Source organism: Dehalobacter sp. TeCB1 (assembly GCF_001707455.1).
Taxonomy (GTDB): domain Bacteria; phylum Bacillota; class Desulfitobacteriia; order Desulfitobacteriales; family Syntrophobotulaceae; genus Dehalobacter; species Dehalobacter restrictus.
In genome coordinates this window covers 182589-208993 of record NZ_MCHF01000056.1, presented here as the reverse complement: position 1 = coordinate 208993, position 26405 = coordinate 182589, and the positions used below count along the sequence as shown (strand labels likewise).

Sequence of the window (26405 nt, the reverse complement as noted above, 5' to 3'; positions counted from 1 at the left end):
GTCAAGACACGATTTTGGAAAAGTTAAGATAAATTCTCCTTTCCTCAAAATCTGTTGCTCTGCTGGGGTCAAGAACACAGAGTCAACGTTGTTTATATTGCTTTCCTTTGAACACCTTCCTGATCATAATAGATGCTACTACGAGCGATACAATCCAGTGACTGATGTGGTCGATCCCAGGCATTGTGTAATTCGGGGCTGCTGAAAATCAGCTAAACCCGCATGGGATCTGGTAATTAATGGTCTATTGTGGTAAAATAGTACATGTAAACATAAACATTTTGTTAAAAAACCTTGCACTTGGGAGCGTGTTTTCATGTACAAACCTACCGAATAACAAATTACATTTCCGCACGAATTCTTTCTCCCTTTTGGCGGAAAATTGAATTCGGATAATAAATGGGTGTCAACTCGCCCAAATGATCCCCTTGGGCCGAAATCGAGAAGAAATATGCCCGAAGTTTTCCTGTCAGCCGTGGACAAAAAGCCTATTCGGTGCGTTTGGCACTCGGATCTCTAATCATTCAGAACATGAAAACATTATCTGACCGCGATACGGTCGAAGATATCACAGAAAATCCGTACATGCAATATTTCATTGGTCTGAACGCATTTGTAGATAAACCGCCGTTTAACCACTCGCTCATAACGCATTTCAGGAAATGGTTGGGTAAGGATATTATCAACGAAGTCAATGAGCTAATTACCAGACAAGCCGAAGATACTGAAGAACCAGAGGATCGCGACGTTCCGGACGACACACCTCCTTCTGATAGTGAAGACTCTGATGTTGCTGGGCAAGAAGAGGAAATGAAAGAAGATCCTTCAGCGGAAACCAAGAATTCAGGCAAGTTGATTCTGGATGTGACCTGCACCCCTTCGGATATTCACTATCCCACAGATCCCTGGCTTCTGAACACAACCCGGAAGACTTTGGAAGAAATCATTGATGTGCTGCATGCACCGCATACCGGAATCCTCAAGAAACCCAGAAGCTACCGTCATAATGCACGCAAAAGCTATCTGAACATCGTTAAAAAGAAACATAAGACAGCCAAGATGATCCGCAAAGGAATCGGAGGGCAATTACGATATATCCGCCGGAATCTAAAAAACATTATGGCTCTTGCTGAAAAAAGTTCGTTGACTCTCTTAAGTAAACGCCAATACCGCAATCTGCTCGTCAGTCAAGAAATCTACCGGCAACAACTTGAAATGTATAAGCAGGGTAAGCGTTCGGTAGAAGATCGCATCCTCAGCCTGCATATGCCGTTTATCAGACCCATCGTACGTGGCAAAACAAACGCAGATGTAGAATTTGGAGTTAAGCTTGCCATCAGTGTTGTGGGCGGATTCAGTTATATGGAGAGTTTGAGCTTTGACGCTTTCAATGAAAGCAACACACTGATGTAATCGGTTGAAAACTACTACCAAAGGTATGGGCTTTATCCTGAAGCCGTGATGGCAGACAAGATCTACCGGAACAGAGATAACCTCAATTACTGCAAGAATCTGGGCATTCGATTGAGCGGTCCCCCGTTGGGAAGACCAGCCAAAGATCAGGAACTATTAAGAGAACAAAAGAAACAAGAACGGCTGGATGCCGGGATACGAAACGCTGTTGAAGGAAAATTCGGAGAAGGAAAGCGGTTTTATGGACTCGGACGTATCATGGCGCGTCTCAAGGAAACCAGTGAGACTGTTATCGCCATGCAGTTGCTGGTTATGAACCTGGAGCGTAGGCTCCGGATTCTTATACTCAATTTTATGGAAACGTATTTTAGGCTGATCAGATTAGCTTATTGAATAGGCAGAGGTCTGTTAAGCAATCCCTAATTCACTTTTCCTTTATTAGTTTTGAAGTTATTAGGATACCTATCAAACACAATGCAATAACATAGTAAAATACATACTGATAATTTTGGAGCACATCTAGTAATATACCTGAGGTCACGACTCCAGTAATCGCCCCAATTCCATAAGCTGTAAAAACAACACCATAGTTTTGGCTATAATGTTTTGTGCCATAGAGTGCTAGTGTTGAGGTAGGGGCAATCGCTAACCAACCTCCCAAATTAAACCAAAATATCGAAAATGAAATAGAGTATAGTGTTACATCACCTTCATTGGCAAACAAAATCAAAACAGCGGAGGAAATAATCAATCCATAAGACAGATACATCGCATTTTTCGAAGAGAGTTTATCAGTAAGCCACCCAAAAGTAGGTCTGCCAATCCCATTAAATATGGCAAATAATCCCATTAATAAAGCAACATTGCTTGGTGATAATCCGATTAATTCAATCCCAACACTGCTCGTCAACCCAATTAGCATGAGACCAATCGTTGTACCAATTATAAAATTGATGTACAATCCATTAAAACTTTTAGTCTTTATCATGTTTGAAGTATTCAAGTCATTGAAACTATTTTTAACATGGTTAGCTGACTTTAAATTTAACAATTCCGAATCAGAAGGATATTTAAATGGTAATGAAAGTATCGGTATTATGACCCCAAAGCATATTCCCAGAATTTGAAATGTATTCATAATCCCGTATTGCTCAACAAAAATTCTAGCGAGTGGCGCTGTTATTAATGGCGACAAGCCAAATCCTATTAAAACCATACCAACAGCCAAACCTTTTTTTTCTGGGAACCATCTTGCTACAACTGTCATTGGTACGCCATATACAATACCCACACCTGCACCGCTTATTAATCCATATGTGATTGTCAAAACAAAAATATTGGGCGCATATGCTGATAAAATCCACCCAAGTGACACCAGAAGCCCACCTATAATAATAATATATCTCAAATTAAATTTATCTAAATACTTACCCGTTAAAAACATGAAGAATGCATAAAAAGCCAGTGATATCATATATGGCATTCCACTTTGTGTTGCACCTACATTGAAGAGTTTTTCAATTGGAAGTCTAAATACACTATAAGAATAAACAGTTCCAAGACACATCATTATGATGATTCCAAGAAGTACATACCCCCATCTCTTTAGGGTTTTATATTTGTTATTTTGCATCGAAAAATTTTGATTCATCCAAATCCCAACTTTCATTTAAACCTCCATTCCGCCGCACCGCTGGCGGCACAAATAGTAATGAAAAAGGGTGCGCGGCTTTCACCCGCTTTGTTATGATTAGCTTTGGAGCGAAGACACACTACAAAGCACGATGAGGTGAGTCGTAGACTGCTCTTCTCAGCTTAAATCAGTATTTAAACCAGTGTAAGAATCATCTTTCAAGCACAAATAAGTAGTTCTATAAGACCGCAAGCTAATCATTGTTTTAGATACTCGTTAAATGTGTGATGATTCAGTCAATGTCTTCCTCCTCAACTATTGAAAGGAGGTTATGTCATGAGAGTTGTTTACCCTATCTGTTGTGGTGTCGATGTGCATAAGACTTTTCTCGTCGCCACAATCATTACTTGATCCCCTATAAACCGATTCGTATTCTTCGGGAATACACCCGCTACCGCTTTAAACTTGTTTCCAGTAAAAGTAGTGAAAAGAACCGTTTCCAAAATACCTTCACTGTTTGTAATGTAGCCCTTGATGCTGTCGTCTCCGACATGTTTGGCAAATCTGCCTCTTCCATCACGGACTATTTGGTTTCTTCTGATTCCTTTGACCCGGTACATTGTTCGTCCCTTCTTCACAAATCCTTGAAGAAAAAAGTAGATACCGTGATTGAATCCATCGAAGGATATCAGATAACCAAGGAACAAAAGGAGCGTATCGTAATGGTTCGTTCTCATCTGGATTTCGTCCAACGTTCCATTGCAGAGCTGGATGAAAAGCTTGACCGGATGATTGCTCCTTATGAAAGTGCCGTTACGCTGCTTTGTACCATTCCCGGAGTTGACAAAACTTCTGCTATCACCATCATCTCCGAGATTGGTACTGATATGTCTCAATTTGCCAGCTCTAAGCGTTTATGCTGCTGGGCGGGCCTAACGCCTGGCAACAATGAATCTGCCGGTAAGGAGAAATCTGTCCGAATTACACGTGCCGGTGTTTACCTCAAACCTGCATTGGTACAAGTTACCCATACAGCCGTGAAATCGGATAAAGCTCCTTACTACAAAATCAAGTACGAACGCATTTATAAAAGAAGAGGCAAAAAAAGAGCAGTTATCGCTATCGCAATGATGATACTCACTGCTATTTACAATATGTTTGTTACTGGCGAAGAGTGGAATCCAAGCGATTTGTATAAAATTGATATGCCACAAGAAATGTTAGAAAAACAGAAGGAAAAAGCAACCACCAGCACCCACAATTATGACTTCAATATTTCTACTTTGAGCATTCTTTGCATATTCGAACATTCTTTCAGGTGTTCTATGAGCGGATATAACTTTTATTCCATAAGAAATCTCATATTGTTCCATGATAAATGTAGCCATTTTCATAATTTTCTAATCTGACTCACTTCCCATAATAACGCCAACCATCGGCTCTTAGGCATTTTCTTTTTTATAACAGTTCATAATATATTTCCTCCTACATTCTTGATTTCAAATTTCATCACAAATTAGGAACAAAATTTAACCTTTTAGCGATTAAGTTACCCAAGGCTTCCTCTAATTTTACCCATTTTTATAACCCACTCATTAAAAATTTTCTTTTCTTCATCTCCATCATCAATGAGATCCTTTTGTTTTCCAATCAAATGTAAGATTATTGGCCTAATTGATTTTAAAAGGGTATGATAAAATTCATCTTCATTGATTTCGGCATCTTCCTTTTGTATATTTAAAATTTTGCAAGCTAAATCAAAATCCTCCTGATATTCCAATCGTGCCGTTTCTTCAATTATTCCTTTCGAGATTTTTACATTGATATATTTAGATGCAAACATTAAATCCTTTTTTAATTGAGGATAGTAACATAATAATTTTTCAATACCTTCACTGCCGTATTTTTCTTCTACTTCTTTTAAACCTCTTCCTACGCCTATGAATTCAGGTGGTGCACCTAATGTATACATGGTAGATGTGAAAGATATTGCTCTTGGCACAGCACACTGTATGTCAGTATTAATCCCAATAAGTTCTTCTTTCAGTTTCTTGTCTTTTACAAGATTTGATAATTCCACCATATTTGCTATTTCTCTGATATATTCTAATCCAGTTTTTGTACTTGACAATCTATCGCGATTCTTCGGAATATATTTTGAAATTGTTTCAACTGTATTTATGATCTTCAAGAATGTTGTCATATAATTTTTAGTGAATATACCGATGAATTCTTTCATTAAATCTGTGTCTTCAAAAGTGAGTGCTCTTTTAACCTGCATTCCAATATTTCCTTTTAGACTATTGACCACCTCTTTTGTTTTTGACTCGCCATGATCATACCTTAAGCCTGACTGGATTGTAAATGTTCTTATTCCTGCATACGTCTCATATATGGAATTTATGGTTTCCTCAGTAAAATGCCCCCTAAAAGGCAATGCTCCACATCCTAAAATCGGAGCAACCTCAACGTGATTCAATTCTCCCCACTTAAGCGATTTATCAATGGCAATAATCACAGCTAAGACTGATGAAATCATTCCATATGACATAGCCGAATCTGAACGTGCGAACATGATTCTAATAGTTTCGAATGAATAGCCCTTACTTAATGAATCTTTACAGTACTCATCCAAAAGCACATCCACATTTACAAGCGCTGGGACGCTTTCTATAAGGGGAATAATTCTAATGCTGTTTATTGGGAATTGAATATTATAATTCTTATTACCAACTTCAATGACCGAGTTAATCCTTTCTTGCAACAAGATTATTTCATGTCCTGTTTCGATCATGGGCACAACAGTCTCCGAAATAGCTTGCAGGGAAGTTTGTTTATAGGCCAGAATATTGGTTTCTACAAGTGACATAATGCTCATAAGCTGTCTAAAAATTGATTCTTTCTTGTCATTTGGTATCCTTGGAGTAATGAAAACATCTTTTCCCGGAATGATTCCTTTATTGATAAGTCCTAAAGCGATTTGAGATGTCTGATGATACGGGGTAAGTTTACCTTCAAAATCTATCATGATTTCTTCAATCCCTAATCCACCATTCTCTTGGCACGTTAAACTATGAATAGCCTCTTCTGGTTCTTGTTGTATTGTTATATATTTATCAGCGTTGTCAGGGTGCTGTGTTGCCATGCTAGTTGGAAATCTTTTCATTTTAATGCTCCTCGTAACCTATTTTAATTTTGCTTATTGCACACTTGCTTTTATATTCGCTTTTCCAACCAAATCATCAAGTGCCGTGATATGTCCAATTTTCTTTAAAGGTTTAGACTCAAGCTTTCCATACAAATGAAAATGACAATCTTCAATGTTTTGAATCTCATCAACACCACTCACGTTATACGTTCCTTCCACGTGTTCATTTTCCAAAATGTTATACATCGCACAAGGGGATCTCAATTTAGAACACCCTAAAGACACAACTGTAATCATTGTTATGCTTTATTTTTCTTGAAATAAAACAAGCAGGTACAAAGCTGATTGCTGTACAGTCTAAAACTGCTGTACCTGCCATGCCTAAAATCAAACACCTTATTACCCTGCTACTGAATCCATACCCGCTTTAAACGCCTTCAAGTTGATATTAACCGTATTAGGTTTAACATTTTCACGGATTGCTTTTTCCCAATCTATATCTGTAAGCTTCATGCCCCTTACAAGTGCTCCGAAAAGTACCATGTTCATACAGCGTGCATTGCCCAGATTCTTTGCGATTTCGCCAGCTTTGATCGCTGTGCTCTGCACCTTACTCTTAATAATCTCCAGAATACCCTGGGGATAATCTTTATTACCAATTAAGATAGGTGTAGAAGGTATCTGATGGTCGTTTACTACAACTATTCCGTCGGGATTGAGAAACTGCAGCCAGCGAAGAGCTTCCATTGTCTCAAAGGAGACCAGTATGTCGGCCTGTCCTAGTCCTATAACCGGTGAATAAACCTTTTTGCCGAACCTTACTTGGGTGCTTACACTTCCGCCCCTTTGTGCCATACCATGCACTTCTGACATTTTTACATCGTAACCTGCCTCTATCAGTCCTGTTGTCATAATTTTACTTACAAGGATGGTTCCCTGTCCTCCTACGCCAACTAGCAGTATATTCTTTACATTAGAACTCATGCCTTTTCACCTACCTTTTCAATGGCATTGACTTTGCAGACCTGCTTACAGACAGCACAGCCTACGCACTGTGTATCATCTATTGCAACTTTCTTAGCTTCTTTGTTATATCTTAATGAAGGACATACCGTATTCAAGCACATCTTACACCCGGTGCATTTTTCCTGGTCTATCCTGTATTTGTGCATAAATTCTCCGAATTCCTGTTTGTCTGCTTCATTAATCTTTTTAAGTACACACGGCCATCTTGTAATGATTACTGAAGGCTCGTCCAGAGCAATTGCCCATTCCAAAGCTTCCCTTATTTCCTGAAGGTTGTTCGGATTAACGGTCTTAACGTATTCAATGCCCAGCGCCCTTACCAGTGGCTCAATTTCAATTATTTTTGCCGGTTCACCCTGCAGGGAATAGCCTGTTCCCGGGTTTTCCTGATGCCCTGTCATACCTGTGATACGGTTGTCAAGTATGCATGTGATATGACGGCTTTTGTTATATACAACAGTCAGCAAGCTGGTCATACCGCTGTGAAAAAACGTTGAGTCACCGATAGTAGATATAGTGTGTATGTTATTCCCAAATTTGTCCAAAACTTTCTGTACGCCGTGGCCCATGCTTATACTTCCACCCATGCACAGGATTGATTCCATTGCATTCATAGGTTCGGATCCGCCCAGCGAATAACAGCCGATATCACCAGTAACGATGACATCCTTTCTCTTGGACAACTCATAGAAGAATCCGCGGTGCGGACATCCTGCACAAAGAATCGGAGGCCTTGATACAAGTACATTTGAATCGTAATTTATCAGATCGCGCTCTTCATTTAAAAATGCCTTTGCTATAATATCGGTGGACAGCTCACCGATTACAGGCAGCTTTTCCTTGCCTATACATTTAATGCCTACAGCCTTTAACTGTTCTTCTATAAACGGCTCCAGTTCTTCGATAACATAAATTGTTCCGACTTCCTTTGCAAAAGCTTTGATCTTTTCCATCGGCATCGGATATGTGAAGCCTAGTTTCAAATAGGAAACCTTATCTTCGAAGACTTCCTTTGCATATTGGTAGGAAATACCTGATGAAATAACTCCGATTTTCTTATCATTCCATTCGATATAGTTCAGCGGAGTAGTATTTGAATATTTTTCTAGCTTTCTAAGCTTTTCTTCAAGAACCACATGAAGCTTTCTGGAATTAGCAGGTACCAGATTGTACTTTTCCAGATTCTTTACATACGGTTTCTTCTTCTGTTCAACAGTCTTTTCATTGTATTCTACAAGGCTCTTGCTGTGACAAATTCTTGTAGTCATTCTAAAAAGAACGCAGGTATCGAATAGCTCACTGATTTCCATTGCGGCGAGAATCATGTCCTTCGATTCCTGACTGTCGCTAGGCTCCAGCATGACAATCTTTGCGCTCTTAGCATAATAACGATTGTCCTGTTCATTCTGAGAAGAATGAAGTCCCGGATCATCTGCCGAAATAAGCACCAAACCGCCGTTTATTCCTGAATATGCAAGGCTGAAAAGCGGGTCTGCCGCAACATTGACACCAACCATCTTCATCGAAGCCAAGGCCCTTGCTCCTGCAAATGATGCGCCGAAAGCGCATTCCAGGGCAACCTTCTCGTTGGGTGCCCATTCAGCGATGATTTCATTTTTATATTCCGCAATATTCTCCAGGATCTCCGTACTGGGAGTACCTGGATATGCAGCGGCATAGGCAACTCCTGCTTCAAGAGCACCACGTGCCACCGCTTCATTCCCTGTTAATAATTTTTTCATATTATCCCCCTGCCTCATGACAGTTTATGCTAATAATCACACCAGCTTAATACCTGTAATTATTTCATATGCCTCTAAATACTTTCTTTCAGTCTGACTTATAACATCATTTGGCAGGTTTGGTGCAGGAGGTGTTTTGTTCCATCCTATATTTTCAAGATAGTCACGTACGAACTGCTTGTCGAAGCTTTTCTGGGACTTTCCAATTTCATATTCATCTAAAAGCCAGAATCTTGATGAATCAGGAGTGAACAGTTCATCTGCCAGTATCAGTTTTCCCTCCAGAAGACCAAACTCAAACTTGGAATCTGCTAGTATCAACCCCCTACTCTCAGCATATTTGCTTGCTCTTGCATAGAGTGATAAACTCTTTTCCATTATTTCCTGTGTTAATTCCTTGCCAATCAAATTTTCCAACTCACCTGTCGTTATATTCTCATCGTGCCCTTGATGCGCTTTCGTAGTAGGTGTAAATATCGGCTCAGGAAGTTTTGAACTTTCCATCAGTCCTTCAGGAAGTTTTATCCCACAAATGCTCCTAGTCTTTTCATACTCCTTCAGAGCTGAACCTGTGAGATACCCTCGCACTATACATTCTGCTTTTACCATGTCAACCTTCTTTACAAGCATGGATCTGTGCTGCAAGTATTCTCTATACTGCGAAAGCGGCTCAGGATATTCATTAACGTCTGTAGTTATCATATGATTTTTAACAATTTCTTCTGTATAGTTAAACCAAAATTCGGAAATCTTGTTCAGAACCATTCCTTTATTCGGTATTTTGTTTGGAAATACTACATCAAATGCTGATATTCTGTCAGTTACAACAATCAGTAGCTTATCCTTCAAATCATACACATCACGAACCTTACCTTTAATTAGTAGGGGAAGATCTAAAACCAAATCTTCATGTATCATTGTTATCTCACTACCTCCTTATTCTGCTTCTGCAAGCTTTTCTTTCAATGCTTTGTCTTTTTCCTCAACCTTTATTGCCAACTGTTTTTTGTATTCCATAAGTTTTTCCTTGATACCATTATGTCCCACAGCTAGAATTTGAGCGGCCAGTATGGCAGCATTTTCAGCTCCATCTATTGCAACAGTGGCAACGGGAATACCTGAAGGCATCTGTACGATTGATAAGAGTGCATCCAATCCATCAAGTGTAGAAGATTTAATCGGTATCCCAATAACAGGCAGGTTAGTGTATGCTGCTATGACTCCAGGCAGGTGGGCGGCTTTCCCTGCCGCTGCAATTATTACACTAAATTCATTTTTATCAGCACTTTTAGCAAACTCACTAGCCCTATCAGGTGTCCTATGTGCTGACATAACTGAAACCTCAGTTTTAATACCAAATTCCTTAAGAAGATTTATACACACTTGTAAAACCGGAAAATCAGAATCACTTCCCATTATGACTGCAACTTTGGGTTCCTTTGCGTTAATCAAAATAATTCCTCCTTAGCAATAAATATTTTCCTAAAAAGGCCAATACTCACCAACCTGAATAATCAAGTCAGAAAATATTGGCCTACACTACAACAAGTATTATCTACCCTTTGCTTGGTCAACCAAATATTAAATTAATCTGGACTCAAGGTCGCAATCAACCGTCAGCACAATTACTTTTTCGCCTGTTTTTGTACTAACGTCAGAATGAGTGCTTACAATATTAATATCCACTATCCCTTTGATAAGCGCCTCGAGATCCTCTCTTGTTTTCTCAAACAACTCAGTGCCAGTTTCCTTAATTAAGCTGATTCCCTTAATATCATAAGCAAGCTGCTGTTCTGATTTACTAAGAAATCCATCAATAAAAATCAGAATATGGTTTTGGATTATTTTTGTTTTTATATCCTTAGATCCTCGTCCCATGTAATCTTTCTCAAATTTACTGATGATATCACTTATACGAGATTCAATCTTAGCCTTATTCATTTTATCGCTGCCCATTGTGCACCTCTTATGCAAAATTTTGGTTTGCAAGCCTTTTATAGGTTTCGTACCTTTCTTTCGCATCTTGTTCCGCTGCCTCAAACAATTCTTCAGCTCTGTCCGGGAATGTTCTTGTCAGTGATGAATACCTGACCTCCCCCATTATAAAGTCTCTATATGAGGCAGTAGGCTCCTTTGAGTCAAGTATGAAAGGGTTCTTGCCTTCGGACTTAAAAATAGGATTGTATCTGTAAAGGTGCCAATATCCAGCTTCCACCGCATTCTTTTCTTCAAGCTGTGTGTAACCCATTCCAAGCTTTAATCCATGATTAATGCAAGGAGCATATGCGATTACCAGCGAGGGACCCGGATAACTTTCGGCTTCGAGAATCGCTTTCATGAGCTGACTCTGGTTTGCTCCCATTGCAACCTGTGCAACATAGACATAGCCATATGTCATAGCAATCATGCCGAGATCCTTTTTCTTGAGGACCTTGCCTGACGCCGCAAACTGTGCTACAGCACCGGTAGGGGTTGATTTTGAAGCCTGTCCGCCTGTATTTGAGTAAACCTCAGTATCAAGAACAAGGACATTAATATCTTCACCAGAAGCAAGAACATGGTCAAGTCCACCGAAACCAATATCGTATGCCCACCCATCACCTCCGAAGATCCACTGGGATTTCTTGATCAAGTGATCTTTTCTTTCGAGAATCTTATCAAGGATCTCTTTGGTCTCCTTCTTGCTGCTGCAGTTTTTAATTACTGTGACAAGTTCCGCGCTTGCTTTCTTTGAAGCGTCAGCCATGTTCATCGAATCGATCCAATTCTGCAATGAAATCTTGAGATTTTCAGGTAGTTCCTTGCTCAAAGCCTCTTTACAAAGATCTCTTACCTTATTGCGCTGTTGTTTGACACCAAGGTACATCCCAAGACCATATTCTGCATTATCTTCAAAAAGAGAATTTGCCCATGATGGACCTTTACCATCCTTGTTCTTGCAATATGGCGTTGACGGAGCACTTCCTCCATAAATCGAGGTACAACCAGTTGCATTTGAGATCATCATTCTGTCTCCAAACAGCTGTGTAATCAGCTTAATGTAAGGAGTCTCACCACAGCCTGCGCATGCGCCTGAGAACTCAAAAAGAGGCTGTTCAAACTGGCTGCCTTTGACTGTTCCCGAGATTGTAGGATTTTCCTTAAAAGAAAGAGCTGTTGCATAGTCCCAGTTCGCAGTTTCAAACATCTGTGTTTCAATAGGTCTCATAATCAGAGCCTTTTCTTTTGCTGGACAGACTTGAGCACAATTGCCGCAGCCAGCACAATCCAAAGGCGAAACCTGTATCCTGAAGTTATAATTTTCCAAGCCTTTGCCGATGGCTTTTTTGCTTACAAAGGTTTCAGGAGATTTTTTTACTTCTTCCTCGTTTAGAAGGAAAGGTCTGATTGAAGCGTGAGGACAAACATATGAACACTGATTGCATTGTATACATTTATCAGCCATCCACTCAGGAACGTCAACAGCAATACCTCTTTTTTCGTATTTTGTTGTCCCCTGGGGGAAGGTTCCATCCTCGCGACCGATAAATGCGCTTACTGGGAGCTTGTCGCCTTCCTGTCTGTTCATAGGCTCCATGATTTGATTAATAAAATATGGAACGGTCTTAACTTCTTTGTTTGTTTCAACGGCAGTAGCCCATGAATCCGGGATAGCTATCTTGACAACTGAGCCAATGCCTTTGTCTACAGCCAGATTGTTAATGGCCACAACCTTGCCACCCTTCTTGCCATATGAGTCTTCAATAGCTTCCTTCATGTATTTAACCGCTTCATCAATAGGAATGATATTGGCAAGTTTGAAGAAGGCAGCTTGCATTATCATGTTTATCCTGTTGCCGATACCGATCTCCTTGCCAATTTTGACACCATCAATGGTATACAGTTTTATATTGTGTTGTGCAAGATAATTCTTCATAGCAGCAGGTAATTTGTTGTCAAGTTCTTCAGCAGACCATCCGCAATTAAGCAGGAATGTTCCATTATCCTTAATTTCTGATACCATGTCATATTTGTCAACATATGATGAATTATGGCAGGCTACAAAGTCAGCCTTTTTAATTAAATATGTCGAACGGATAGGCTTATTGCCAAACCTTAAGTGGGACATGGTTACACCGCCGGATTTCTTTGAATCATATGCGAAGTATGCCTGAGCATACTTATCTGTGTGGTCGCCAATGATTTTAATCGAGTTTTTGTTTGCTCCAACAGTACCATCAGAGCCAAGACCCCAAAACTTACAGCTTATGGTTCCTTCAGGGGTTGTATCCACGTTTGATGTAACATCAAGTGACAGGTTTGTCACATCATCTGTTATACCAATTGTAAAGTGATTCTTTGGTGAAGCCTCGTCAAGATTTTGGTATACAGCTATTATCTGTGCAGGTGTTGTATCTTTCGAACCCAAGCCATAGCGTCCGCCAACAATTACTGGAGATTGATTGGTTTCAAAATAACAGGTACATACATCTTGGTAAAGTGGTTCGCCTAATGCACCAGGTTCCTTCGTTCTGTCAAGCACTGCGATTTTTTTTGCAGTTACAGGGACTGCCTGCAGAAAATGCTTAGCAGAGAACGGTCTGTAAAGATGTACTTTAACGACACCGACTTTTTCGCCTGTTGCATTGAGATAGTCAACAACTTCTTCAACGGTATCACAGACTGAACCCATTGCAATAATTACTTTTTCAGCATCAGGCACACCGTGGTAGTTGAAGAGGTTATACGACCTGCCTGTAAGCTTTGAAATGTCTTCCATGTATTTCTCTACGATTCCAGGTACAGCTTCATAGAATCTGTTTGAAGCCTCTTTCGCCTGGAAGAAGATATCCGGGTTTTGTGCAGTTCCTCTTAATACTGGATGTTCAGGATTAAGTGCATTGTCTCTGAATCTCTTGACTGCATCATAATCAAGGAGTCCTGCAAGATCATCGTAATCCAGCACTTCTATTTTCTGTACTTCATGGGAAGTCCTGAACCCATCGAAAAAGTGCATGAAGGGCACCCTTCCTCGTATAGCAGCAAGATGGGCAACTCCTGCAAGATCCATTACTTCCTGGACGTTACCAGAAGCAAGCATGGCAAACCCAGTCTGGCGGCATGCCATTACGTCAGAATGTTCGCCAAAAATTGAAAGCGCATGACCAGCTACTGCACGTGCTGTTACATGTATAACACCTGGCAGCAGTTCACCTGCAATTTTATACATATTGGGAATCATAAGAAGAAGTCCCTGTGATGCAGTAAAGGTGGTTGTAAGTGCACCTGCAGCGAGTGAACCGTGCACCGTTCCTGCTGCACCTGCTTCAGACTGCATTTCTACGACATTGACCTGCTGTCCGAAAAGATTCTTCCTACCATTTGCTGCCCACTCATCCACACTTTCCGCCATAGGTGATGATGGTGTTATAGGATATATCCCTGCCACATCAGTGAAAGCATATGCTATGTGGGCTGCTGCTGTATTTCCATCCATAGTTTTCATTTTATCCGCCATTTTAACTCCCTCTTTCTGTTCTTTTCTTATTAGCATAAATATAAAAAGACCAATACTTAAAAACCTGAATACTCAGATCAATAAATATTGGCCTACACTGCGACAAGCATGTTCTACCCTTCGCTTGGTCAACCAAAATATTATTTTGTATTAATTTCTTTCCTCGAGATTATTATCAATTGTTAAAACTATTATTTTTTCACCAGTTTTTGTGCTAACATCGGAGTGGGTACTAATCACTCGCACATTAACAATTTCCTTAATTAATTCTTCCAAATGATCTCTTGTGTTCTCAAATAAAGCTGTCCTCATATCTTTAATCAGTTTTATACCTTGGTTATTATTAGCGATCTTTTGTTCAGATTGGCTTAAAAACCCACCAATAATTATCAAAATGTGGTTTTGGATTATTTTAGTTTTGATATCTTTAGGGCCTCTGCCCATGTATTCCTTTTCAAATTTACTTACTGCATCACTTATCTGTGCTTCAATTTGACCTTTTGTAGCTTTAGTTACATATAATTCCAACTATATCAACCTTTCTTTTATTAAGAATACATATAACTCAAAGTGATGTCAAGTAACAACTTAATTTTCAAGCATTGCCTCTTATCGGCCTTATAAAGTTCTAACAATAATGCAAATATAAAAATAAAGATATTTCCGGATTCACTAATTCAGAAGCAATAATATAATAAAAAAATAGCGAGAGCCTTGCAAATGCAAGGTTTTTTCATATATTTTTAGTCAATTTATTTCATATTTATATGGCGATCATCCTGCTACAATAGCCAGCCATGAATTCTATCAGGAAACTGTTCCAGTGTCTTCGTCTTCTTCTCAAAGACTTTAATTAACCGCAATGCTGCAAGCCCGCTTAACTGTGTTAAAAATCGCGCATGGATTCACTAGCATTTGTGGAATTATGCTGGCGGATGTGGATACCCGCTTTTTCAACCCCCAGTATTTGATCGGATAAGTCTTTGACACAGATAAGCGATAACACCCGGCAGCAATGAGATGAATATAATCGCTAGGATAACAAGGGTAAAATTGTTCCTCACAACAGGTATGTTGCCAAAGAAATATCCGCCCATCACAAATAACAGGACCCAAACGATGCCGCCGACAACATTATAGCTGAAAAACTTCCAGTAGCTCATTCTCCCCATACCCGCTACAAATGGAGCAAATGTACGAATAATCGGTATGAACCTTGCTATGATAATCGTTTTACCTCCGTGTTTTTCATAAAACGCGTGCGTTTTTTCTAAATATTTCTGCTTGAAAAATCTGCTGTCTTTGATCCCAAATGCCTTGTGCCCAATGAATTTGCCTATGTGGTAATTCAGTGCATCTCCCCCTACAGCCGCAATGATCAATAGAATCGTCACAAACTGAATATCCAAGGCCCCAGAGGCTCCTAAAGCACCGATTACAAATAAGAGGGAGTCCCCGGGTAAAAAAGGAGTGATAACCAGACCTGTTTCACAAAAGATAATCAAAAATAATATTAAATAGGTCCACATTCCATAGATTTGAATGATTTCCGCCAAATGCTTGTCAATATGCAGGATAAAATCAATTATTCCTGTGATCAACTCCATAAGAACTCCTTCGTAAGCAATTCTTCCTGAAATTTACACTCCTATAAACGGACAGCAAAATCCATTTCATATAGGAATTCCCAACTTATTGCCTACGGAACAATCATTACCGGACAATGGGTCTCATGAAGCACATGGGTAGCAACACTCCCCAAAATGGCTCGTTTGACGGCTCCAAACCCTCTATAACCCATAACGATGAAATCGACGGATCTTTCTTTTGCTTCCTCACAGATCTCTTTGCCAGGATCTCCGTTCCTGACAATGGTGCGAACCGGAATGTGAAATTCATTGGTGATTTCAAGTGTGCGATCAAACACCTCTTTGCTCAATTCTTCTTGATAAGAATGAATTTGTTCTTGAGTAAAAAAACGCTTTACATTCGGAGTATTATAACTGGGTTGGACATTTAATAGAATTATTTCTTTATCCTTTCCTTCAGCAAGCGTAAGCGCAAAACGAACCGCTTTGTCTGAACCCGCCGATCCATCAACCGGTACCAATATTTTTGTCATGTACATGCACTCCTTTTATTTTATAATTTTTTCCAAGGTCATTTAACTCAAATCTCAGGATGGATTTGTTGATTGTTTGCTCTTTTTTTGTTTTCTAATCCTGCCTGTTAAGAGAACTCCGGCAATTATTACAATGCTCAATCCCCATTTTAGAATTGCATTCGCTTCGAAAAACCCTTTCAAGAAAGGTTCATCTGCGATCATCTTGGATGCGGTCCAAGCCAATACGCCGGCACCAATGTAGATGATGATGGGGTAACGTTCTACCCATTTGAGGATAAGTGTACTTCCCCAGACGACGATTGGAACACTAATCAACAGTCCCAAAACAACTAAAATGAAGCTCCCATGGGCTGCACCCGCTACAGCCAGGACATTATCCATCCCCATAACAGCATCGGCAATAATAATCGTTTTAATTGCACTCCACAGGCTTTCTCCGGACTTCATTTCACCATGCCCTTTTTCGTCAACAAGCAGTTTGAAAGCTATCCAGATGAGCAATATCCCCCCTATCAATAATAAGCCGGGAATCTTTAACAACCATACGACGACAAAGGTTAATAGTGTGCGAACAGCAATAGCGCCAAAGGTTCCCCAAATAATAACTTTCTTTTGTTTCTCTAATGGTACGTTTCGAGCTGCCAAGCCAATGACAATAGCGTTATCACCGGCTAAGACTAAGTCCGTAATAATAATGGCCAATAACGCCGACCAAAATTCTGGGGAAAAGAACTCCATCAAAAACCACTCCCTATTTGCTAATAACATTTTATTGATTCTCCAAAACCTACTCAAGCCTACTTCGGGATACTATTTCATTATTATTTCCCTTTTAGTTCTAATCTATCTAAAAAGACCTTTAACACAATTCGTCAAATAATGAATTGTGTTAAAGGTCTTGCTTCCCATCTGGAGTATAAAGCCAGGCAAGCGCGAATGCCGATTGTTGACTTTATAACTTATAAGCTACTCCCCTTTAATAAAAATAGCATACTATACTGCAAAGCGTTAGTCAACAGGAACACAAGCATTGCCACCGTCATTGCACCCTCTGCATTATGATTTACATACTTTTACCAACAGCACCCGTTTATCTTTTATTTTTTCTATTTTGAACACGAGCCCTTCATATTCAATAACAGGCTTCTCGGTAGCAGCAGATATCCTGCCAAGTTGCCAAATAAAAAGCCTCTGAGCGTATCATATTCTTCGACGGGAAGCTCCACCCCTGTTAAATCCCCTATTCGTTCCAGATGAACCATACCATTGACAAGAAATGTATTGCTGTCAATGACTTCAATTTCCTTTTCTTCTTCATCATACTCATCATTCAGATTGCCAACGATTTCTTCCAGGATATCCTCTACGGTTACGATACCTGCCGTCCCGCCATACTCATCAATTACTACGGTAATATTCTCTTTTCCCTTTTGAAATCTTTTCAGCATGTCATTGATAGGCCTACTTTCAGGAACTGAAATGAGACTGCGGATAATACTATCAATATTTTTTATATTGGTATGAATTTTCTGCTCGTATAAATCTCTTAAGTGTATGAAGCCGACGACATTATCCGTTTATAATATACTTTTCAAAGGAATCCTCTTTAAAAACGCATACCATATCCGTACGAGGGATCATGACATCTTTTACATCTTTATCCGTAAATTCAAAAATGTTATCGACATAGGTATACTCTGACTTTTCTATCAGACCGTGCTTATAGCTTTCCTCTCTTACACAGCAGTGGTCAACTGCGACCACTTGCCGCATCTGTCTCCCCAGCGGGCCAGAGTCTGACTATCCGATAATATTTCTATAACCTCACACAGGTTGGGACAGCCATGACATTCCCAGTTTTTAGCCTTATAGTTGCTGTTTGCAGCTTCAAAACCATAGAAATTGGTTATAGTGTTATTCCGTGAAATTTTTTCTTTTGCGAGTAATGCTGCCCCGTACGCTCCCATAACGGCATGATGCTTTGGAATTAATATTTTTTTATCCTATGCTCTTTCAAAGGCTGCCACAATACCTATGTTGGCTGCAACTCCACCCTGGAAAACGACAGGTTCTTCAATGTCCTTGCCTTTTGCCAGATTGTTTAAATAGTTCCGCACCAGCGCTTCGCATAATCCATTTATAATGTCCTTAACATTGTGGCCTGTCTGCTGCTTGTGTATCATATCCGATTCAGCGAATACAGCACATCTTCCTGCTATTCTTACAGATGAGCTTGAACGCAGGGCATAACCGCCAAATTCCTCAATAGGGCTTTCAAGCCTTGAAGCCTGCCTGTCAAGGAAAGAACCTGTACCTGCCGCACAGACGGTATTCATGGCAAAATCGGTCACCACTCCATTTTTAAGGATTATTATCTTGGAGTCCTGTCCTCCAATCTCCATAATGGTGTTTACCCCGGGCACCAAGCTCTGTGCTGCAACAGCATGAGCCGTAATTTCGTTTTTTACAACGTCTGCTCCCACAATCACACTTGCAAGCTTCCTGCCGCTTCCCGTAGTGCCAACAGCTTTTACAATAATGTCCTTTCCGAATTTTTCCGATATGATTCTCATAGCGTTGCACAGGACATTGATAGGGTGGCCGCTGGTTCTCAAATAAAGCCTCTCTATCATGTTATCGTCTTCATCGGTAATAACCAGATTGGTACTGACAGCCCCAACATCAATTCCTAAATAATATTCTTTTTCCTTCAATTGTTTTTCTCACTTCCGGAAATCTTTTAATTATTAAAAGTAATAAATAATAACAGCATTGGCAGAAAAATGCTACAGCCTATATAAAGGCGGGGTTACTAACCATCCCTTTACCTTTCCATATTTGATTAATCCATCAATGGCATCAATCTCCTCCGTTAACAGCCTGGCAAAGAGGTTCCTTATGCGGTCATTCGTTGTTGCTTTCTTGACCGCCTGAGCATGGATAATGCTTGCCGAATTTAGGCCATTTAAGAGCAAATTAAAAATAAAATCATCGTCTATGAATTCAGTGTTTTCCATATGGCCCAATTCTTTCGGCGGTTGCTTAGGGAAATTAATTCCAAAGCAATTTGCTTCTTTTTCAAGTTCTTTTTTTTGTTTTTTTAAAATGTCCAGTCCTTTTCCCAGCAATAGTTTAAAGTCTCCGTCATGAGCTAATTGTACGAACAAATTTGTTTGCTCAATATTTAAATAACGGAAAACTAAGTGATCCCAAATATGGTATGCTTCAGCAACATCAATTTTTTCGTTACATTCCGGAGGTACATTCTGCACCAATATTGGTTGTTCTATCCACCCTTTTAATTTTAAGTATTTTATTATTGAATTCAGGTTCTTGATATCTTCATTAACCAGGTAAATAAAGAATTCCCGAACCTTATCGACATATTGTGCATTACGGACACATCTCACTTTCATTTCAATCCGCTCTTGAGCAATTAACAGTAGATATTTCCCTATCAGCTCATCAGGCATTGCTTGAGAGTTAACGAAAGCAGGCACTTCTTTGCGGGGAGAATCAGGTGTTCTGATTCTGAAATGAGACATAATATTTTCAACTTTTTTTGAACGCCCCGAAATGTCGGAAATCGTATCATCAAGCTTTATTTTTAAATCTGGGTCATGGGTATAAATACGCAGCATTTTCAAGTACTCAAGAGATTCGTAATACCCAGTTATAACATCCCAGAGATTATATACTTCAGCTGTACTTATCTCTGGAGGTGGACTGTTTGGCTGCTTTATTTTTGAAAAAATCATATGCGATACTCCTTTTTTTGTTATATTTTCTAAACTATATTTCCCATAATCTATATTTTTATTACTGAAATTTGCCGGGACTACATAAAACGACATTAATCATGCAATAGAAAGTATATAATATAAGAAAAGTTTAACTATGAACCGATAAAGGCAAACCTGCCGAAAGGTAGGGACGCAAAGCCACGGGTCTAAGGCGAGCACCAAATCGCAATGATGGCCGGGTTGCCGTAAAGAATACGTGTATAACCTGCCCTTCACTTAAGAATCGGCAGGCTTTTTTATGCATGACCAAGGGATTTAATTGCTAAAATGAGAGTCGACAAAATATCACTGACTGCATAGTACGTTGCTAATCTGTAAGTACCGCTAGAGACCGTATAAGTTTCTGATATGGAAGCCGAGGATGATGTGGAAATTGTTGACCAACTTGCTACCATTGCCCATGATCCACTTGAATAACGCTTGAGAGTTGATGTAAGTTGAATGTATGTGCCCGAAGGCGTCCTTTGCACATAGCCATTAACGGTGGCTGTTCCATTAGAAATCGACAAGGTACTGCTTGCCTTGTTAACGTAGACATACTTCACCCCTATTGGAGATGTGAGCGTAGGGCTTTCATCTACCGCAAGCAGCGGTGCTGAAAACGAAAATAGGAGCAACATGCAGATTCCAAACGATACAAGTTTTTTTGTTACAGTATTTGGATATTTTTTCAAACATTTTGAACAGGTAAAAAAGTTCAAGAAAGTCACGTTTGAACACCTTTCTTACATAGCAGAAAAGGAAAAATAAATAAGGGTTTGGCATAATTCTTTACTTTTGATAAAGTTTAACACTTTTAGCTATGTCCAAGACCATATCTTTGTTTAAGGTTGAGGATATAATATACATATAATTATTATCATACCAAATAAGGTTTTGCACTCCCTGATTGGAATAATACTTAGCAGGCAAGCCGTTAAACTCCAGTTCTTCCAGATCAATACCTTCCGTATTGATCTGCATGGAAACCTTATCAAGTTTTTTTTGCTCATAATTCAGATAGTCATTTCCATTTTCATATTCCAGCGAAACGATGCCATTCAAATTCTCATTGATTAGCTCAAACCCTGCGGGTATTTGAGTTGGTGCATAGACTGAAAATCTTCATTGGTTGCCAGGGAAGACTGCATTTTCTCAAAAGATACCTGCGTGTATTTTTCATATACCTCTGTTATAAACTTAAAGACAGTTTCCCGTACAGCCGATACGCTCATTGCGGATCCAAACAATAATATGATGGCGGCAACAAGAATCGCGACCAACTTTCTATGTCGTCTGCTGACTGATTTATTATTTTTGCTTTGACGAATAAGCGCCTTCATTTTCCTTTCAAATTCCGGTGAAAACATATGGTCTATATTGTCTTCCGACGGCAAAGCGCTTAGTTCATACAGATCAGCTTTAATAACTGCAATTAACTTGCTCTAAGTTGCATTTGTTGGAGCTTAGAATAAGGATAAACCAACTTCCTATATTCTATAATTATAATTGTTAATATTTATGCGGCAGTGAGGAAACCTATCCTGCACAGCAAGCAGATGATTTTCCCTCGATATTATAACCTAAACAACCGCCGATACATTTCTTTTCGTCCCAGAACCTGCATCCAGCGCATTGCTTAAACGCTAGACTGCTATATCTTTTACTGTCAATCTCACGCAGAAAAAAATCGTTGACATCTCGAACGGTATTAAAATCTTTAATATTTACCCTTAGATAATCTTCAAAAACGAAACATCGGGCGACGCTCAAGTCGGGCCGTATATCCATAACCGGTGAACATATTCCCTTATGGATAAGATCAAAACCTGAGTAAATGAAATTTACAAGCTGCTCATTAGTAAAAATACACTTGGGTGGATTATTGCAATCAACATGAGGAGAAATCCCATTTTTATGGCAATCATCTAAGAAGTCAACTAATCCAGGAACAAAACTTTCATAATGTTCAAGACTGCCATTCTGCTTATTATCCGAGGGAACCGTAATACTATATCGTATGGTCTTTAATTTTAGTCTTTTGCTTTGCTCAATAATATATTGATATTTAAAATTCGGCTCGAAGATATTAATGCCGAGCGTAACTTGAGGTTCGATATTTCTTCTGCGATATTCAAATACCAGGTTTTCTACATTGTCTATTGTCTTATTATATAGATTTTCACCGATCACATCGGGCCCATTCAAATTAATCAAAAACGAAACCTTATTATCCACTATCGAGCGGCTCAATGCATTTTCCAAAGCAATGGCATTGGTGAAAATCTGAATTCTCCGGAAAAATGGATCGTCTGTTCCTTGATTCACCCATTTTTCAAAATTCGGATGCAGTGTCGGCTCCCCCCCGAGCAATCTTAAATCAACATGCGCCGACTTCTTAAAGAAATTGATTATATATCCATAATTATCATCAGAAATATCAACCTTGTTCTTCAGATTACAATTTGCAAAGCAATATGAACAATTTAAGTTGCAGTAATTATTTAACATAATATTCATGGTAACACTCCTTATAAACAAAATATCTTTAGAACATTCCGAACAATAGCAATGATGCTTTAATTTACCGGGTAATTACATTTTGAAAGTGTTTTACGTTTGTGACGGCAACAGCATTGCTCGATCCGTAACTATTACTGGCGGTAACATAAAAAGTTATCGGCTGAACAGTTGTCCTGGCAGGGATATTAAAATATCCCACCCATGTATTTCCGCCGGTATTTGTAAAGGCAATTACTGTTGAATTAAAAGTATTCGTCACAGTGACGGAAGTGGTGGTTCCGGTTGTTGTTGCTGTAATCTGAATTGTGGTGTCTGGAAATGCAACGGCCTGTACACTTGCGACAACCGACGGGGGCGGTGTCCAGTTATTCCAATCGCTATAATTGGAATAATTGCTATATGCGCCCCAATCACCATAATTACTGTAGTTGCTGTAGTTACTGTAATTCGAATAAGCAGTCCAATTCGAATATTGGCTCCATGTTTCACTATGATTTTCCCATTGCGAATGGTTTTCCCAAACACCAGCATTATTGTAATTTGCGTTCCAATTTACGTAATTGCCATAAGTATTGTTGTAGACATCACTATATGCGCCATAATTTTGATAATTGCTCCATCCAGAGTTGGGCCAGGACCATTCCACCCAAGCGAACGCCTTTTCGGGCTGCAAGGAAAACTTAAGGCCCAAAGCCTTGGAGTATTTGCCCTCCTTGGCTTTGGGCCGATCCGGATGATTGTTGTCAAGAACCAGGTCTTGGGTTATTGAAGTATGAAGGATGCTTAATGAAAGAAAGGCAAACAGCAATTTTTTCAATCTAGAAAAGGTTCTTGCCATGTCATTCACCTACTGCACAGGATAATGGATCTGCCTGCCCTTTCCCCGCAACATAATTCTCAATCTGTTCCGCTTTACTAAAACAATACTTGCATATAGCCCCGCACTTGGCGGCGCATTGCGGCTTATTTTCCATGAAATAATCGAGCTTCGGCAAAAACTCAAATATTTCCTTCATCTTCAGCGTCCCGTACGGATGGAAAACGTTGTTCATAAAACGCGAATTGTAAGTGTTATAGAATTCATTCAATGCATATTCCGGATCGGTAACGCCAAGCATATAGGCCTTAATCTTATTGACCAATTCCGGCTTGGGGTGATCCCTGCCAACAAGCTTGATGCTGTTGACCCCCATTTTCTCATAACAAGGGATTTCCCAAGGGTAAATAATCCGGTTCAGCACCATTTGAATTGCCGGACTTTTAAAGGTAATCTGATCGCAAATGAATTTAGGGAATTCCCGGAATAACGGGCTACATTTATGAATGTTTTCCTGCTTGCCAAACAAGGCATAGTGAATATTCTTGGTCGGACAACAAAATATGCAGCCCTCATCAGCCATCAATTCCAAGCCAACACCAGGCAGCAGCTTTTTAAACGATTCAATAAAAGCAAAATCCTTATTAAGATCGGATGCAGGAATGATATTGGAGATCCCTAGATTCTCGCTGACATACTTCGCTTGGTTGATTGACCGAATATCCATCATCGTTGAGGCGTTTACTGCCAACCCGCTGAATTCATCTTTCAGGAAGTCGGCGAGAAGCTGGCTTCCAACCGTAATGCTTCGCACCCCAATATCCGCCAGATGCTCGACAAACTGCTTCAGTTGGGGAATATTCGATTCAAAGTCATACAGGGAAATGGTTGAGATATTATTCATCAGATAAATGAACGCCAACCCGTTTTCTGAAAGTTCTTTTATATAGGGCCTCAAATCTTCCAGGGTCCGGATTCTACCGCTATCTTCCTGCAAATTAACTGACCGGCCATGTTCATGCCCTGATTTTGCATAGGAAGTAACAGGCAAACTGTTATAAACAGAGCGGATCTTATACTTCGTCTTATCCTGGCTGTTAAGCCTTGTCAATTCCTGAATATACCCATAGTCAAACAATAAAGGAACTGAGAAGTACAGTTCCTTTGGCTGGTTTGGGGGTTGGAATTTTTGTTTTTTCTTAAAAATATTGATCATAAATATCAACCTCTCTTAAATAACGAGAAACTCCTTTAGCTTATTTTCCGCATTAACAGGAGTTTCGATCCGTTTAATAGATTCTTCTAAAATATTTTTCATCATCTTGGCGCTCCTGAATTGATGCCGGAATAAAAAGTTTAAGAATCTCGGGTTATATTTCGGCATATCGTCAAAATCAATTTCATTAATAAGGCTTATGATATGGCTGATCACGTGCTGGTGCGTGTAGCAATTATCAGGCTCCGGTTTATTCATTGACAAGTCATACTGGATGTTGTCATTGTAGCAGCCGCTATGGCAGCTGTAGAAATAATCACAATCGCTGCAATGCTGCAGCATCCGCCGGGTTCCCTCGTGCCATCTTTTATGATTGGGATGATTTAAGATATCCTGAACCGATTCCATCTCAAAAATATTCCCGAAGGACACGGAAGCGCTCTCCGGCCAGTCCCGGCCGCAATGATAAATCGTACCGTCGGGCTGAGTTGAAAACCAGTAATCCTTCCCTGCGCAGTCCGTAAAAGCGCACGAACCGCCAGCATCCAAAGTGGCCATTAAATATCTCTCGCACAGATCAGAATCAGCAGGCCTATAAGTATCTAAAATCCAATAGTCAAAGAATTGGCAAATCTTCTCGGCAGTCATTTTCCCGTCCAGGGTATAGGAATTCATATTTTTATGGGCCGCAAAGATGAGATTCATCTTGCAGCCCAGGCCTAAGCGCTTAAAGTATTCATATTCGTCAATCATTTGGTGGATATTATCTTTCGTAATGATCATGATTGCGCCGCCCAAGACTTCGTTTTTATCCGCTGTGGCAATGGACCGCATTAATCTATTGGTATTTTTCCGGGTCAAATGGTTTGTTAAGCCATCGAAACTAAACCCCGGCCGGATGTTCCACTTCCTTAACAAAGCGGCGTTCTCATCGTCAATCAGCGTCAAATTGGATTGCATGCAAATATTTGCTTTCTTGAATTGCTGCTTGATCAGGGCATTTGCCTCTTCATAGAATTCTTTCCCGATCAGCAAAGGCTCCCCGCCGTGCCATATCCAGGTGCCGACATTCACGTCTTTGAACACTTTTAAAATCTGCGTGACCACTTCCAGCGTGATCTTGTTGCCTTCCGCATTAAGATCCTTACGAAACATCACGTCGTAACAATACGGGCAATGCAAGTTGCAGGCATGCGTCGTTTTTACGATCAAAGTAGTTTTATCGGGGTACGTAATATTTTCCGCCGCAGCCATCTTTTTGAAGTCGATATCCCCCTCAAAGTAATCGTTATGCCTTTTTATTTGCTTGAGAGACATAGAGAACATCATGCTTTTATTGCCGGCAATAACGTCCAGAATCTCCCCGGAACTCATGGCGGGCATAATTTCCTGGTAAACTGAGCTGCGCAACTCCCTTTCGTATTTGTTGTTGAATTTACGGAACTGATACAATTCATCTTTGGCTATTAAATTCATAGGTATA

24 protein-coding genes, 3 pseudogenes and 1 riboswitch are annotated in these 26405 nt (G+C 39.8%); of the genes and pseudogenes, 2 read left to right on the top strand and 25 right to left on the bottom strand.

What is annotated here, in order from left to right; translation table 11 throughout:
* Positions 1-340 precede the first annotated feature (340 nt).
* A pseudogene (locus A7D23_RS12725) lies at positions 341-1806 on the top strand (IS5 family transposase).
* A 31-nt stretch (positions 1807-1837) separates the two neighbouring features.
* Here the strand turns inward: A7D23_RS12725 and A7D23_RS12720 are convergent.
* Together A7D23_RS12720 and A7D23_RS16645 are read right to left on the bottom strand one after the other, a co-directional pair.
* Positions 1838-3082 (bottom strand): MFS transporter, encoded by a 1245-nt coding sequence (locus A7D23_RS12720; protein ID WP_021315611.1) that lies wholly within the window; start codon positions 3080-3082, stop codon positions 1838-1840.
* 311 nt (positions 3083-3393) lie between these two features.
* A complete protein-coding gene (locus A7D23_RS16645) occupies positions 3394-3666 on the bottom strand; it encodes a hypothetical protein (protein ID WP_021315609.1) in 273 nt (90 codons plus the stop codon).
* Between A7D23_RS16645 and A7D23_RS16640 the strand changes: the two are divergent.
* A pseudogene (locus A7D23_RS16640) lies at positions 3598-4035 on the top strand (transposase); the annotation flags it as partial. The gene A7D23_RS16645 and the pseudogene A7D23_RS16640 sit on opposite strands and share 69 nt — an antisense overlap.
* A 231-nt stretch (positions 4036-4266) precedes the next feature.
* On the opposite strand, the gene A7D23_RS15715 reads toward A7D23_RS16640, so the two are convergent.
* The 23 genes and pseudogenes from A7D23_RS15715 to A7D23_RS12610 all read right to left on the bottom strand — a co-directional run bounded on the left by A7D23_RS15715 (position 4267) and on the right by A7D23_RS12610 (position 26398).
* Positions 4267-4419, bottom strand: a complete 153-nt coding sequence (locus A7D23_RS15715) for an AIR carboxylase family protein (protein WP_242831463.1) — start codon at positions 4417-4419, stop codon at positions 4267-4269.
* Between the two features lie 176 nt (positions 4420-4595).
* A complete protein-coding gene (gene ppcA, locus A7D23_RS12705; RefSeq protein ID WP_068884097.1) occupies positions 4596-6212 on the bottom strand; it encodes a phosphoenolpyruvate carboxylase in 1617 nt (538 codons plus the stop codon).
* A gap of 33 nt (positions 6213-6245) precedes the next feature.
* Entirely contained in the window at positions 6246-6440 is a 195-nt protein-coding gene (locus A7D23_RS16160; protein ID WP_021315218.1) for a hypothetical protein, read from the bottom strand.
* A gap of 153 nt (positions 6441-6593) precedes the next feature.
* The gene (locus A7D23_RS12695; RefSeq protein WP_021315217.1) at positions 6594-7178 is read right to left on the bottom strand and encodes an indolepyruvate oxidoreductase subunit beta; all 585 of its coding nucleotides are present in this window, start codon (positions 7176-7178) and stop codon (positions 6594-6596) included.
* Complete coding sequence (gene iorA, locus A7D23_RS12690; protein ID WP_021315215.1) at positions 7175-8962, bottom strand: indolepyruvate ferredoxin oxidoreductase subunit alpha; 1788 nt, start codon at positions 8960-8962, stop codon at positions 7175-7177. Before iorA ends, A7D23_RS12695 begins: the two co-directional genes overlap by 4 nt.
* A 36-nt stretch (positions 8963-8998) precedes the next feature.
* Positions 8999-9880 carry a phosphoribosylaminoimidazolesuccinocarboxamide synthase gene (locus A7D23_RS12685; RefSeq protein WP_021315211.1) on the bottom strand — a complete coding sequence of 294 codons (882 nt, stop codon included), beginning with the start codon at positions 9878-9880 and terminating at the stop codon, positions 8999-9001.
* Between the two features lie 18 nt (positions 9881-9898).
* Positions 9899-10414: a 5-(carboxyamino)imidazole ribonucleotide mutase gene (gene purE, locus A7D23_RS12680; protein ID WP_021315213.1), complete on the bottom strand. Its 516-nt coding sequence runs from the start codon at positions 10412-10414 to the stop codon at positions 9899-9901.
* A 129-nt stretch (positions 10415-10543) separates the two neighbouring features.
* On the bottom strand, positions 10544-10918 hold the full coding sequence (locus A7D23_RS12675) for a Na-translocating system protein MpsC family protein (protein WP_021315216.1): 375 nt from the start codon (positions 10916-10918) through the stop codon (positions 10544-10546).
* Positions 10919-10928: 10 nt separating this feature from the next.
* A complete protein-coding gene (nifJ, locus tag A7D23_RS12670) occupies positions 10929-14459 on the bottom strand; it encodes a pyruvate:ferredoxin (flavodoxin) oxidoreductase (RefSeq protein WP_021315214.1) in 3531 nt (1176 codons plus the stop codon).
* A 150-nt stretch (positions 14460-14609) separates the two neighbouring features.
* Positions 14610-14987, bottom strand: a complete 378-nt coding sequence (locus tag A7D23_RS12665; protein WP_068884089.1) for a DUF2294 domain-containing protein — start codon at positions 14985-14987, stop codon at positions 14610-14612.
* A gap of 425 nt (positions 14988-15412) precedes the next feature.
* Positions 15413-16066, bottom strand: a complete 654-nt coding sequence (locus tag A7D23_RS12660) for a DedA family protein (RefSeq protein WP_021315505.1) — start codon at positions 16064-16066, stop codon at positions 15413-15415.
* Between the two features lie 92 nt (positions 16067-16158).
* On the bottom strand, positions 16159-16581 hold the full coding sequence (locus A7D23_RS12655) for a universal stress protein (protein ID WP_021315513.1): 423 nt from the start codon (positions 16579-16581) through the stop codon (positions 16159-16161).
* Between the two features lie 54 nt (positions 16582-16635).
* The gene (locus A7D23_RS12650; RefSeq protein ID WP_034378454.1) at positions 16636-17322 is read right to left on the bottom strand and encodes a TerC family protein; all 687 of its coding nucleotides are present in this window, start codon (positions 17320-17322) and stop codon (positions 16636-16638) included.
* Between the two features lie 368 nt (positions 17323-17690).
* Positions 17691-18032, bottom strand: a complete 342-nt coding sequence (locus A7D23_RS16290) for a transporter associated domain-containing protein (protein WP_021315508.1) — start codon at positions 18030-18032, stop codon at positions 17691-17693.
* Between the two features lie 121 nt (positions 18033-18153).
* Positions 18154-18357 (bottom strand): hypothetical protein, encoded by a 204-nt coding sequence (locus tag A7D23_RS16285; protein ID WP_021315510.1) that lies wholly within the window; start codon positions 18355-18357, stop codon positions 18154-18156.
* Positions 18321-19298 (bottom strand): annotated as a pseudogene (locus tag A7D23_RS12640) (acyl-CoA dehydratase activase). Before A7D23_RS12640 ends, A7D23_RS16285 begins: the two are co-directional and overlap by 37 nt.
* Before the next feature lie 72 nt (positions 19299-19370).
* Positions 19371-20342 carry a DUF3231 family protein gene (locus A7D23_RS12635; protein ID WP_021315514.1) on the bottom strand — a complete coding sequence of 324 codons (972 nt, stop codon included), beginning with the start codon at positions 20340-20342 and terminating at the stop codon, positions 19371-19373.
* A gap of 142 nt (positions 20343-20484) precedes the next feature.
* Positions 20485-20575: riboswitch (cyclic di-GMP riboswitch) on the top strand.
* Between the two features lie 583 nt (positions 20576-21158).
* Positions 21159-21431, bottom strand: coding sequence for a DUF4367 domain-containing protein (locus A7D23_RS16460; RefSeq protein WP_021315509.1), 273 nt, complete (start codon positions 21429-21431; stop codon positions 21159-21161).
* Positions 21432-21442: 11 nt separating this feature from the next.
* Positions 21443-21736: a hypothetical protein gene (locus tag A7D23_RS16455; protein WP_021315512.1), complete on the bottom strand. Its 294-nt coding sequence runs from the start codon at positions 21734-21736 to the stop codon at positions 21443-21445.
* A gap of 169 nt (positions 21737-21905) precedes the next feature.
* Positions 21906-22886, bottom strand: a complete 981-nt coding sequence (locus tag A7D23_RS12625) for a radical SAM protein (RefSeq protein ID WP_025205164.1) — start codon at positions 22884-22886, stop codon at positions 21906-21908.
* A 64-nt stretch (positions 22887-22950) separates the two neighbouring features.
* On the bottom strand, positions 22951-23727 hold the full coding sequence (locus tag A7D23_RS12620) for a hypothetical protein (protein ID WP_025205163.1): 777 nt from the start codon (positions 23725-23727) through the stop codon (positions 22951-22953).
* A gap of 1 nt (position 23728) precedes the next feature.
* The gene (locus A7D23_RS12615) at positions 23729-24922 is read right to left on the bottom strand and encodes a U32 family peptidase (protein ID WP_025205162.1); all 1194 of its coding nucleotides are present in this window, start codon (positions 24920-24922) and stop codon (positions 23729-23731) included.
* A 15-nt stretch (positions 24923-24937) separates the two neighbouring features.
* A complete protein-coding gene (locus tag A7D23_RS12610; protein ID WP_025205161.1) occupies positions 24938-26398 on the bottom strand; it encodes a radical SAM protein in 1461 nt (486 codons plus the stop codon).
* Positions 26399-26405: the final 7 nt, after the last annotated feature.